Genomic DNA, 12,788 nt, shown 5'->3' on the forward strand with positions numbered 1-12,788 from the left:
TCATCTAAACGAAACAATTGCAAATGAAGAGACATGCAATGGCGACCTGCCTCCTTATGGCAGCACTGGGTGTCTGTGCGCAGACACAAGAGCAAGACAGTCTGCGGGTGATAAACCTGCAGGAAGTGGAAGTCATCTCCACACGTGCCACAAACAGCACACCGGTGGCATTCACCAATATAGGCAAAGAACAACTGAAAAAACAGAATTTCGGACAAGACCTGCCGTATCTGTTGAGTATGACACCCTCCGCCATTACTACCAGCGACGCCGGTGCCGGGGTGGGTTACACCACACTGAGAGTCCGCGGAACAGATGGCACACGCATCAACGTCACCGCTAACGGTATTCCCATCAACGATGCGGAAAGCCACACGGTATTCTGGGTCAACCTGCCGGATTTCGCCTCCTCCGTCAAGGATATGCAGGTGCAACGCGGAGCTGGTACCTCAACGAACGGTGCAGGAGCTTTCGGTGCCAGCATCAACATGCAGACGGGTGATTTCTCCATGAAACCCTATGCAGAATTCAACGGTTCCTACGGCTCCTTCCATACGCACAAGGAGACGGTGAAAGTGGGAACGGGACTCATCAACAATCATTGGTCGTTCGACGCGCGGCTCTCCAACATCAGTACGGACGGGTATATAGACCGGGCATCTGTGGGACTGAACTCCTATTATCTGCAAGGAGGGTACTACAATGACAACACTTCTATCAAGCTGATAACCTTTGCCGGCAAAGAGCGCACTTACCACGCATGGAACTATGCCAGCAAGGAAGAGATGGAACGTTACGGACGGCGTTATAATTCCTGCGGATTCATGTACGCCACCGACCGGGACGGCCATGTATACAACAAAGAATATTATAAAGACGACAACGGCGAGAAGCATTACCTCACGGACGAAGGAGGTGCACTGCATTTCTATGACGACCAGACCGACAACTATACGCAAAAGAATTACCAGCTGCTATTCAACCACAATTTCACCCCACAATGGAACCTGAATATCGGCCTGCACTACACCAAAGGCGACGGATACTATCAAGAATATAAAGGTGAACGCTCGTTGGCAGAGTACGGTATGTCGCCTTTCGAATACAATGGCGGCAAGGTAGAAGTAAGCGACCTTATCCGCAAGAAGGCAATGGACAACTGGTTTGGCGGTGGAATCTTCTCCGTAAGCTACAAAGCCGACCGTCTGCATGCCTCGCTAGGCGGTGCACTGAACCGCTATGACGGCGACCACTTCGGAAAAGTGCTTTGGGTAAAGAACTATATCGGCGAACTGAACCCCGACCACGACTACTACCGCAACAACGCCACAAAGAATGACGGAAATATTTATCTGAAAGCCAATTATGAACTGGTAAGCGGCCTCAGCGTTTACCTCGACCTGCAATACCGCCACATCAACTACAAAATAAACGGACTGAACGACAAGTACAACTGGACTGCCACCACTCCGGGAATGCAAAAATTGGACATTGACGAAGACTTCGACTTCTTCAACCCGAAAGCCGGACTGTCCTGGCAAATCGACCGCAACCACCGCTTATACGGTTCGTTCAGCGTAGCCCATAAAGAACCTACGCGCAACAACTACACCGACGGCTACTTCACCGAACATCCCAAGGCTGAGCGTTTGCTTGACTACGAACTGGGATATATCTTCGCCAACTCATGGCTCCATGCGGGTGCCAACTTCTACTATATGGACTATAAAGACCAGCTGGTACTGACGGGAGAGCTGAACGAGATAGGCGAAGCCATGGCCAGCAACGTGCCCGACAGCTACCGTACGGGTATTGAACTGATGGCTGGCATCAAACTGGACTGCGGCTTGCAATGGGACATCAATGCCACACTCAGCAAGAACCGTGTGCAGAACTTTACCGAGACACTTTTTGAAAACGAGGAGGCTGGGTCGGAAGCATGGGTCATCAAACACGGGGATACCCCCATCGCATTCTCTCCCGACTTCATACTGAACAACCGCTTCAGCTATACGTTCAAGGGATTCGAGGCCTCGTTACAGTCACAATATATCAGCAAGCAATACATGAGTAACGCCAAGCAAGAGGAGTGCACACTGGATGCTTATTTCGTAAGCAACCTGAATCTGTCCTATACCTTCAAGTTGCCTAAAGTAAAGTCGGTAACCGTAGGGTGCACCATCTACAATCTGTTCAATGAAGAATACGAAAACAACGGATACGCAGGCAGCGGATACTATCACGACGACAACGGAGGAAAAGTCCGTTACAACTATGCCGGCTACGCTGCCCAGGCGGGAACGAATGTATTGGGACATATAGCAATCAATTTCTGATGGAACATACTCTTGAGATTATAGGCACTGTGGTCGGGATTCTCTATCTCTGGTTGGAGTACCGGGCAAGCATTTATCTTTGGATAGCGGGCATCATTATGCCTGCCGTCTATATTTTTGTCTACTATGATGCGGGGCTGTATGCAGACTTCGGCATCAACATCTATTATCTGGGTGCTGCCATCTACGGCTGGATGATGTGGAAGTACGGAGCATTTCTGCGCTGGACTATCTTGCGGCGGAAAGGTGCAGGACAGAAAGGAGAGGACACAAGAACAGAAGAACAAAAACTGGAACTTCCTATCACCCATATGCCGGCGCGCTACTTGCTGCCGCTTACCGCCGTATTCATCGCCGCTCTGCTTGGCATTGCCTGGATATTGATAAACTTCACGGACAGCAATGTGCCCTGGCTGGACTCCTTCACCACCGCACTGAGCATAGCCGGCATGTGGATGCTGGCACGGAAATATGTAGAGCAATGGTGGGCATGGATTGCGGTAGATGCCGTTAGCGCCGGACTGTACATCTACAAAGGACTTGATTTTACAGCCGGACTATATGCCCTTTACACAATTATAGCTATCTTTGGCTACTTCAAATGGAGGAAAATGATGAACAAGGATGAAGGATTAGAGATTAGGGATTAAGAAAGACATGAAAGACGAACTATCAACGAGCAACGAGCAATTATTAACTATTGATGCCGTAGTTTTGGCGAATGGGGAATATCCTGCAAGTCCCCTACCTTTAAAGATATTGGCGGAAGCGCCTTACGTGGTTTGTTGCGACGGCGGAGCGGACGAATACATCCGCCGGGGCCATACTCCCGACGTAATCATCGGCGACGGTGACTCCCTCAGTGATGAAAACCGCCGGAAGTTCGGACATATCCTACACCGTATCAGCGACCAGGAGACCAACGACCAGACTAAAGCCGTCAACTTCCTGCTGGCGAAAGGCAAACGCCGTATCGCCATCATCGGTGCCACGGGCAAACGTGAAGACCATACACTGGGAAATATCAGCCTGCTCATCGACTATCTCCGTGCCGGAGCCGATGTACGTACCTATACCGATTACGGCATCTTCATCCCCTGCCGGAGTACCCGCACCTTCCCAAGCCATCCCGGACAGCAAGTATCCATCATCAACTTCACTGCACACGGTCTGCATGGCAAAGGACTGGTCTATCCCCTCAGCGATTTCACCAACTGGTGGCAAGGCACACTCAACGAATGCACCAGTACAGAATTCACCATCGAGGCGGAAGGGGAATACCTGGTATTCGTCACTACTTCTTCGCTTCCGCCACTTCAACAAAGTACACGCTGATACAAATCATGGCAATGGCAGCGGCTTGCGTCCAACTGAAACGGTCTTGCCCCAAGGTGAGGGAAACAACGGTAGTCACCACCAGTATCAGATAGCTGTACATGGCTACAACCGTCGTCTTGAGATACTTCAAGCCCACCGGAACCAGAAAGTAACTGAGGTAAGTAGGGAAAACCAGCACAAACGCCAGCACCGCCCACGGCACCCAGTGCCACTCCCCATGCAAGGCATCCGTAAGCAAGGGTGCATCCCAGCCTATAATGGACGACACAATCAATCCCGTTACTGCCGCACCGCCAAAGATGTACTTCATCATCGTCACTACCCCGACCTCTTCCAGCAGTTTCTTGCTCACAATCAGGTAAACGGCAAAGACCAGCGAGCTCACCATACAGAGCATGTTGCCCGTAAACGCATCGTGCGCCAGGTCATCACTGCCTTGCGTAAGGATACACAACAACGCACCGCCAAAACCCAGCGCTATGCCGATTATCTTCATCAGCGTAGCCTTTTCGTGCAGGAAAAAGACAGATATCAGAAAGACCCAAATGGGCTGCATGGAGTTGAAGATGGCACTGGAAACCGGAGTCGTCTTACTGATGCCCAGCAGATAGCAGAACATGAACCCGTAGAGTCCGAAAGCTCCCAGACAGAACAGCCCTATCCGCTGCCGCCTTGTGACCGGTGCCTCCTTTACAAACCAGCTTGTTATCCAAAATGCCACGGCAGCAAAGACACAACGCACCGTGACACCTGTCAATGCACCCAGCCACAAAGGGAGCAGAAATTTCAATCCATTCATATTCAACCCCGCCATGACGCGCGATGCAACCATACTGAGATTGGCTTCCAGTTTCTTATCTTTCATCAGCTTCGTATTTTTCCCCTCAAACAATTCATTACTTTGAAATGTTTTAAGGAAAAAGGAGATAACGTTATGGCAAAAGTTAAAGAAGAGCAATCGTCCCAGCAAACAAAGCAAGTCCTCGCATTCTCCACCCGGCTACGCCATGACCTTAAGAAAGCCTGCCGGCAACTGGATGAGGGAGAAGGACAAGAGGACGTCACAATCAGTAAGGAGGTGAAGGCATGGCTAAACAAATAATATGGTCGCCACTTGCCAAAGAAGCTCTGAAGGACTTGCTGATTTCCTCGCAAGAAAGAGATGGCAACAAACGGTGTGGCGGGACTCTGTACACCTTGTTCCAAAATGCATTGTACCGTGTCACGCTGAATCCGTTTATCGGACAGCCCACCGAAGCAGAGAACATACGGTACATCATCCCGCATCCCGACTATACGCTTCTTTACCGGCACAGTCTCCGGAAGATTGAAGTGCTTGTGCTATGGAACAACCATCATAAGTTGGGCAGCATGATAGACCTCATCCGGGAAGAACCCGATACAGAATAAAGCAGCCAATCTTGTCAAGAGCAAATTTATGGAAGATTAACGGAACAGACGTATTATCGTCCGTTCATATAGCCGGAACAAACCATGTATCCGTCCCGAACATATCATCTGTTTATCCTCGACATACCGTCTGTCGGCGCTGAACATATCATCCGAAAGCCCGGAGCTTTTCATCCGAAACATCCGAGCTTTTCGTCAAAAACACCGGGATTTTCCAAGCAAATGCCTGCCATTCCGCTTGCTGAAGTGGAGGATTAAATCTGTAAAGCACCGGTTTAGGAGAGTAAACCCTAAGCTTTGGCTAATGAAGTGGCGGAAGAAGACAACAAAAAAGGAGAAGCGACGCCTCTCCTTTTATGCTAATTTAAAATTGAATCTGAACTAAGATTGCAGTTACAAAGATACAACATCCGAAAGGCAATGTCAAGCAATCCGGTGTTTTTCTTTACGGACGTCCCATTCTTTATACATGCATCAGATATTGCTTGAAGTCTGCAAAATCCTTTGACATCGGCAGGCTCTTCTTCTCACCGCGCATAAAAGCCTGAAGCTTGGCAGGTATCTCTACCGCTTCACCGATAATCTTCTCCACTGTATCCTTGAACTTCGCCGGATGGGCCGTCTCCAGGAATACGCCCGTTTCGCCGGGTTTCAGTCCTTCGGCCAGGGCCCGGAAGCCGCAGGCTCCGTGCGGGTCGAGCAGGTAATGGTCCTTCTTCCACACTTCCCGCATGGTTTCGGCAATCTGCTCGTCGGTATAAGTGGCACCGCTGATTTCGGCAGAGATGGCGGCATGGCTGCCTCCGTAAAGGTCGAGTACACGGGCAAAGTTGCTCGGGTCGCCCACATCCATCGCGTTGGCAATGGTGGCAATACTGGGACGCGGCGTATAAACACCCGTCTGCAAATATTGGAAGAAGATATCATTGCGGTTATTGGAAGCGATAAAGCGTTCCACGGGCAGTCCCATACGCTTGCCGAAGAGGCCGGCAGTGATGTTACCGAAGTTACCGCTGGGTACACACACGACGGCATTGCCTCCCTTGCCGGCACGTTTCAGTTGAGCATAGGCATAAAAGTAATAGAATGCCTGCGGCAAGAAACGCGCCACGTTGATGGAATTGGCACTGGTCAGTTGCAGATGTTCGTTGAGCTCGCGGTCCATAAAAGCGGATTTAACCAAAGCCTGGCAATCGTCGAACGTACCATCGACCTCAATAGCCGTGATATTCTGCCCTAAGGTAGTGAACTGTTTCTCCTGGATTTCACTGACTTTTCCCTTCGGGTAGAGCACATAGACGTGTATGCCTTCCACACCGAGGAAACCATTGGCAACAGCACTCCCCGTATCACCGGAAGTAGCAACGAGAACATTGACTTGCTTCTTGCCCTCTTTCTTGATAAAGTATCCCAGCAAACGCGCCATGAAGCGACCGCCTACATCCTTAAAGGCAAGCGTCGGACCATGGAACAGCTCAAGCGAATAAATATTCTCCGTCACCCGGACCAGAGGGACATCGAAACTGAGTGTGTCATAAACAATCTGTTTCAGCGTATCGGCAGGAACATCCTCGCCAAAGAAAGCATCTGCCACGCGATAGGCTATCTCCTGAAAGCTGAGTGTATCGATGCTATCGTAAAACTCTTGTGGCAGAGTTTTGATTGTAAAGGGCATGAAAAGCCCCTTGTCTGCGGCAAGCCCCTTTACCACGGCCTCTTCAAGAGTGGCTTCGGGGGCTTGTTTGTTGGTGCTATAATATTTCATATTAAATTAAAAATTAAAGAATTAAAAATTAAAGGCTGCGCTATGATGCTGAATGGTAATCAGCACATTGGCATATTGGCACATTAGCGCCACATTATTCCTTCATAAATTCATTGATAAACTCGTCTTCTTTCATCAGTCCGTAACTGCCTTCGCAGGCTGCCACTTCATCGAATGTTTGCACGCCGTCAGGCTCTATACCCGGATACCAGATGAGAAACGGAATGGGTTCGGCCGTATGCGTACGGAGCTCGCAGGGAGTGGGATGGTCGGGCAATACGGCGATGGCAACGGGTTCCTCCCAATCCTTCACAGCCTCGTAGACAGGACCTACGGCACGGCTGTCCAGATTCTCAATCGTCATAATCTTCAAGGGGACGTTTCCTTCGTGACCGGCCTCATCACTGGCCTCGATATGCAGGTAGACAAAATCATCCGTCCGCAATGCATCAAGGGCGGCAGCCACCTTATTCTCATAGTTGGTATCATAAAGCCCCGTCGCACCTTCTACGGTGATGCGCCGCAATCCGGCATAGTAGCCGATGCCGTTAATCAAATCCACGGCAGAAATCACAGCACCACGCTTCACCTGCGGAAACTTGTCTGAAAGGCGCTCCATCTGCGGACGATAACCGGGACTCCACGGCCAGATGCTATTGGCAGAGTCCTTACCCTCGGCCTTCCGCTTCACGTTGACCGGATGGTTTTCCAGCAACACTTGCGAACGGAGAATCAAATCATTAATCAAATCGGCAGTCTGCTTCGGAGTAAGCTCTGCACCGCCTTCGGGGACCGAAATATTCTCCGTACCCTCCATCGGCTTCACCATCAACGGACGGAAAGGCCTCAAAGGGACATCGTGGGGCGGCGTACAGTCAATGCGCTTGTCCCCTCCTTTTATTACCAGCAGATGGCGGTATTGCACGCCCGTATGGAAATGCACGCGGTCATCACCCAAATGCTCCTGAAGGTATTTTACCAACACATCCGCTTCCTCTGTAGTAATGTGCCCGGCAGAATGATTCTTGATATTGTCTCCCTCGATGCAGATAATGTTGCAGCGCATCGCCATCTCACCCGGCTGCAAGTCCACACCGATACTCGCCGCCTCCAATGGACCGCGGCCTTCGTACACCTTCGGCAGGTTATAGCCCAGAACGGACATATTCGCCACCTCACTGCCGGGATGAAATCCCTCGGCCACCGTCACCAGCCTTCCCACACGTCCCATGCGTGCCAGCTTGTCCATATAGGGAGTTGCAGCCGCCTGCAGCAAGGTTTTGCCTCCCAGAGCCTTCACGGGCCAGTCGGCCATACCATCACCCAATATAATGATGTGTTTCATCTTTCTATATTACGATTTGGATTAAACGTTTGCAATGCTCATAATATCCGCAAATACCCCCGCAGCCGTTACACCCGCACCGGCTCCGTAGCCTTGTATCATCATCGGATATTCCTTATAACGTGCCGTGGTCAGCAGGATGATGTTATTGCTGCCTTCCAGCCCGTAGAACGGATGGTTGGCGCCGACTTCCTGCAAACCGACAGATGCTTTGCCATTTTCCAGTTTGGCTACGAAACGCCAATGCTTGTTCTCGGCTTCCAACACCTTGCGGCGGGCTTCGAAATCGGCATCGAGGCTCGGCACTTTCTTCCAGAAGTCATCCAGGGAGCCTTCAAAGAAGTCATCGGGCACAAAGAGGTTCTTCTCAACATCGCTCTGTTCCAAACAGTAACCGGCCTCGCGTGCCAGAATCACCAGTTTGCGGATAACATCCTTTCCGCTGAGGTCGATACGCGGATCGGGCTCGGAGTAACGTTCCTCCTGCGCCATCTTAATGGTCTTGCTGAAAGGAATGTCGGCACTGATTTTATTGAAGATATAGTTCAACGTACCGCTCAGCACGGCTTCAATCTTCAATATCTTATCACCGCTATGGATAAGGTCGTTAATGGTATTGATGATGGGGAGTCCGGCACCTACATTGGTTTCAAACAAGTACTTCACACCGCGTTGGCGGGCAATCTGTTTCAGTTCACGGTAGTTCTCGTATTCGGAAGAAGCAGCAATCTTGTTAGCAGCCACTACCGAAACATTGTGCAGCAGCAAGTCCTTGTAAAGGGAAGCCACGCCTGCACTTGCCGTACAGTCCACAAAGACAGAGTTAAAGATGTTCATACCGATAATCTCATTACGCAGCGTTTCCAGAGAGCTGTCCTTTCCCTTCTCCTGCAGTTCTTCACGAAAACGTCCCAAATCGAAACCTTCGCGGCTGAACATGGCTTTGTTTGCATCGGCAATGCCCACTACATTCAGCTGCAGGCCGTTCTCCTGCATCAGCTTCTGGCGCTGGCTGTGGATTTGCTCTATCAAGCTGCCGCCTACGGTTCCTATGCCGCAGATAAAAAGATTCAGTACCTGATATTCCGACAAGAAGAAAGAATCATGGATGACATTCAGCGATTTGCGCAATGATTTGCTGTCCACTACAAACGAGATGTTGGTTTCCGAAGCACCCTGCGCACAAGCAATCACATTGATACCGTTACGCCCCAACGTACCGAACAGCTTTCCGGCAATACCCGGCGTATGCTTCATGTTCTCGCCTACGATGGCCACGGTAGCCAGGTTCTTTTCTGCCTGAATAGGAGAAATTTCTCCCATCTCTATTTCTTTGGCAAACTCCTCGTTCAGCACCTCGCAAGCCAGATCAGCATCCGCATTGCGCACACCGATAGACGTTGAATTCTCCGAAGAAGCCTGGGACACAAGGAATACACTGATGCCATTTTTTGCCAGCGCCTTGAAGATACGGTAGTTCACACCGATGACACCTACCATACCAAGGCCTTGCACTGTAATCAGGCTCGTATCATTGATGGATGAAATACCCTTGATGGCCTTGCTTTGCGGGTCGGAAACCTCTCGCTTGATGACAGTTCCCGCCCCCTCCGGGTTGAAGGTATTCTTTACCAGAATGGGAATGTTCTTGTGGCAAACCGGATAGATTGTAGGCGGATAGACCACTTTCGCACCGAAGTTACAAAGCTCCGTAGCTTCCACATAGCTCAATTCATTGATAGTGTATGCCCTGGAAATCACACGCGGGTCAGCTGTCATGAACCCGTCTACATCCGTCCAGATTTCCAGACTGTCAGCATCCAGTGCGGCAGCAATGATTGCCGCTGTATAGTCGGAACCACCTCTACCCAGGTTCGTTACCTCTCCCGTCATTTTGTCTGTGGAGATAAACCCCGGAACCAATACGCGTTTGGGCAGGCTGCTGAATGTTTCGCGCACCAACGAATTTGTCAGCTCCGTATCCAGCACATGCTTGGAATGCTTCTTCTCCGTCTTGATAAACTTGCGTGAGTCAAACCACTCCGCTCCCGCCAGTTGTGCCACGATGATAGATGAAAGCCGTTCGCCATAGCTCACAATCGTATCGGACGTCTTCTGCGAAAGGTCTTTTATCAGATAAATACCCTGAAAGATGTCCTTCAGCTCGTTGAGCAGCTCACCAATCTGGCGTTGCAAGGCAACCTGCGCCTCGCCTGCCGGAATCACTTCCTTAATCATTTCCACATGACGGTAGACAATCTCCCGGAACTCATTCTCGTAAGAAGCATCACCGGCTGCCGCCATTCTAGAGGTGTTTATCAACTTGTCCGTGATGCCGCCCAATGCGGACACCACCACGATAACCGGTTCATCGACTGCTTCTACAATTCTCTTGACGCTCAAAATACTGTTCACGGAACCTACGGACGTTCCGCCGAATTTCATTACTTTCATTTCTCTTTATATTGTTGAGATGGTTGATACAATGTGTCGGAAACAAGCTGCTACGGCTTGCATTGACTTTAATTAAATGGAAAAACTGCTTGAAAATGGTGTAACACGTAGAAACACAAAATACTATCCCTAACCCCTAAGGGTCATGGTCCACATGGATGTGACTGTATGTTGATAGTACTTGTTCATAGTCTCTTGTTTCTATCATTTATGATAAGTGTTGCAAAAGTAACAATAAAAACATTCAATCTATCACTTTTTGCGACTTTTTTGCGATAAAAATACAGAAAGCCTCTAAAAAGGCAAGAAATATGCACAACTTACGGCTTACACTTTCACACTTTCCATACCTTTTTTCTGTATATCCGTTTATTCTTTTCTAACATTTTGCTATCATTCTCAATATATATCATTATATTTGCATGGAAAACATGAAAGAAAAGTGCGCATGAACCCAGAAAACACTTCCGTTTTGCTAATATACACCGGTGGAACTATCGGAATGATAGAGAATGCAGAAACCGGCGCCCTGGAAAGCTTCAACTTCGAGCAGTTGCAGAAACATGTTCCCGAACTTCAGAGATTTGCGTTCCGTATCGACACTTATCAATTCGACCCACCCATGGATTCCTCGGACATGGACCCCGATGCCTGGCGCAAACTGGTACGCATCATCAGCAACAACTACAACCAATATACAGGCTTCGTCATCCTGCATGGCACAGACACCATGGCCTACACAGCTTCTGCACTCAGCTTCATGCTTGAAGGGCTGAACAAGCCCGTCATCCTAACCGGCTCGCAACTGCCCATTGGCGTGCTCCGCACAGACGGCAAGGAAAACCTGCTGACCAGCATCGAAATAGCCACCGACCGCCACTCCAACGGACAGCCCATCGTACCCGAAGTCTGCATCTTCTTCGAAAACCACCTGATGCGCGGCAACCGTACCACCAAAATGAACGCGGAGAACTTCAATGCTTTCCGTTCCTTCAATTATCCGGTACTCGCTTCCGCCGGTATACATATTAAATATAATAATGTGCAAATTCATACGCACGGCACTCCCCACGAACTGGAGCCTCATTATCTGCTTGATACCAACATCGCCATACTGAAGCTTTTTCCAGGTATTCAGGAAAATGTCGTGGCAGCCATACTTGCCACTAAAGGACTGAAGGCCGTAGTCCTCGAAACCTACGGTTCCGGCAACGCTCCCCGAAAGGAATGGTTTCTACGCCGCCTGCATGATGCCTGCGAACAAGGCATCATCATTGTCAACGTCACCCAATGCAGTGCCGGCACTGTTGAAATGGAGCGCTATGAAACCGGTTACCAACTGATGCAGGCAGGAGTTGTCTGCGGATATGACAGCACAACGGAATCTGCCGTAACCAAGCTGATGTTCCTTCTGGGGCACGATTATCCACCTGCCGAAATACGCGAACTGATGGGACGACCGCTGGCAGGGGAAATTACCGTGTGAAGCACAACTATCACTGCACCGGGGTCAATTCTCCCGTCACAGAATCTATTATGAAACCGCTGACATTGATATCATTCGGTATCAGCGGATGATTGATAATAGCTTCCACCGTACCTTTTACCGATTTCTCCGTATCTTCGAATCCATACAGCCAAGACTCGAAATCCACTCCGCAGAAACGAATCATATCAATCGTCTCCTGCTTGATGCCCCGGGCCTTCATATGCTCTATCATCTGGACGCTGCTCATGTGGCACGCACCGCAATCGGAGTGGGCAATAACCATCACTTCCGTCACGCCCAACTCGTAAATGGCCACCATCAGGCTACGAATGACACTACCGAACGGATGTGAAATGATTCCACCCGCATTCTTTATCATCTTCACATCGCCGTTCTTGATGCCCAAGGCTGCCGGCAGTAAAGCGGTCAAACGGGTATCCATACAAGAGAGGATGGCAATCTTCTTATCCGGGTATTTATTCGTGATGTATTTCTCATACCCCTTCTCGGCTACAAAACGCTTGTTGTATGCAAGAATATCTTCTATCATGGCTTTTATAACATGTTATTGTTTTCTACTCACAAAAATAAAAAAACTCTATGGGAGTCTGCAAGCCCTGCATCGAAAAATTGTACCTTTGGGCAATCATT

At 49.6% G+C, this 12,788-nt stretch carries 12 protein-coding genes; 7 read left to right on the top strand and 5 right to left on the bottom strand.

Annotation, left to right across the window (positions count from 1 at the left end; all coding sequences use genetic code 11):
* Positions 1–23: 23 nt before the first annotated feature.
* Genes DWZ67_RS15440 through DWZ67_RS15450 form a run of 3 tightly spaced genes read left to right on the top strand, consistent with a single transcriptional unit; the run spans position 24 to position 3,671 of the window.
* Positions 24–2,336, top strand: coding sequence for a TonB-dependent receptor (locus DWZ67_RS15440; protein ID WP_120139262.1), 2,313 nt, complete (start codon positions 24–26; stop codon positions 2,334–2,336).
* Entirely contained in the window at positions 2,336–2,986 is a 651-nt protein-coding gene (gene pnuC / locus DWZ67_RS15445) for a nicotinamide riboside transporter PnuC (RefSeq protein ID WP_120139263.1), read from the top strand. The genes DWZ67_RS15440 and pnuC overlap by 1 nt, the downstream gene beginning before the upstream one ends.
* Positions 2,987–2,993: 7 nt before the next feature.
* The gene (locus tag DWZ67_RS15450; RefSeq protein WP_009037242.1) at positions 2,994–3,671 is read left to right on the top strand and encodes a thiamine diphosphokinase; all 678 of its coding nucleotides are present in this window, start codon (positions 2,994–2,996) and stop codon (positions 3,669–3,671) included.
* Here the strand turns inward: DWZ67_RS15450 and DWZ67_RS15455 are convergent.
* Positions 3,631–4,539 (bottom strand): DMT family transporter, encoded by a 909-nt coding sequence (locus tag DWZ67_RS15455; protein ID WP_005834988.1) that lies wholly within the window; start codon positions 4,537–4,539, stop codon positions 3,631–3,633. The genes DWZ67_RS15450 and DWZ67_RS15455 overlap by 41 nt on opposite strands.
* 69 nt (positions 4,540–4,608) lie before the next feature.
* Between DWZ67_RS15455 and DWZ67_RS15460 the strand changes: the two genes are divergently transcribed.
* The 3 genes from DWZ67_RS15460 (at position 4,609) to DWZ67_RS20160 (ending at position 5,342) form a co-directional block, all read left to right on the top strand.
* Complete coding sequence (locus tag DWZ67_RS15460) at positions 4,609–4,776, top strand: hypothetical protein (protein ID WP_016274202.1); 168 nt, start codon at positions 4,609–4,611, stop codon at positions 4,774–4,776.
* On the top strand, positions 4,761–5,084 hold the full coding sequence (locus tag DWZ67_RS15465) for a type II toxin-antitoxin system RelE/ParE family toxin (protein WP_117749367.1): 324 nt from the start codon (positions 4,761–4,763) through the stop codon (positions 5,082–5,084). The genes DWZ67_RS15460 and DWZ67_RS15465 overlap by 16 nt, the downstream gene beginning before the upstream one ends.
* 84 nt (positions 5,085–5,168) lie before the next feature.
* Positions 5,169–5,342: a hypothetical protein gene (locus DWZ67_RS20160; protein ID WP_155238479.1), complete on the top strand. Its 174-nt coding sequence runs from the start codon at positions 5,169–5,171 to the stop codon at positions 5,340–5,342.
* Positions 5,343–5,547: 205 nt separating this feature from the next.
* On the opposite strand, the gene thrC is transcribed toward DWZ67_RS20160, so the two are convergent.
* The 3 genes from thrC to thrA form a co-directional block, all read right to left on the bottom strand.
* Positions 5,548–6,849 (bottom strand): threonine synthase, encoded by a 1,302-nt coding sequence (gene thrC / locus DWZ67_RS15470; protein ID WP_016274204.1) that lies wholly within the window; start codon positions 6,847–6,849, stop codon positions 5,548–5,550.
* Positions 6,850–6,943: 94 nt separating this feature from the next.
* Entirely contained in the window at positions 6,944–8,194 is a 1,251-nt protein-coding gene (locus DWZ67_RS15475) for a cofactor-independent phosphoglycerate mutase (RefSeq protein ID WP_120139264.1), read from the bottom strand.
* Positions 8,195–8,215: 21 nt separating this feature from the next.
* The gene (gene thrA / locus DWZ67_RS15480; protein WP_120139265.1) at positions 8,216–10,648 is read right to left on the bottom strand and encodes a bifunctional aspartate kinase/homoserine dehydrogenase I; all 2,433 of its coding nucleotides are present in this window, start codon (positions 10,646–10,648) and stop codon (positions 8,216–8,218) included.
* A gap of 448 nt (positions 10,649–11,096) precedes the next feature.
* On the opposite strand from thrA, the gene DWZ67_RS15490 reads away from it, so the two are divergent.
* Positions 11,097–12,134, top strand: coding sequence for an asparaginase (locus DWZ67_RS15490; RefSeq protein ID WP_005834979.1), 1,038 nt, complete (start codon positions 11,097–11,099; stop codon positions 12,132–12,134).
* Positions 12,135–12,144: 10 nt separating this feature from the next.
* Here DWZ67_RS15490 and DWZ67_RS15495 read toward each other — a convergent pair whose 3' ends face one another.
* Positions 12,145–12,687 (bottom strand): beta-class carbonic anhydrase, encoded by a 543-nt coding sequence (locus DWZ67_RS15495; RefSeq protein ID WP_120139266.1) that lies wholly within the window; start codon positions 12,685–12,687, stop codon positions 12,145–12,147.
* Positions 12,688–12,788: the final 101 nt, after the last annotated feature.

It is taken from the genome of Bacteroides sp. AF34-31BH (assembly GCF_003602795.1).
GTDB classification, from domain to species: Bacteria; Bacteroidota; Bacteroidia; order Bacteroidales; family Bacteroidaceae; genus Bacteroides; species Bacteroides uniformis.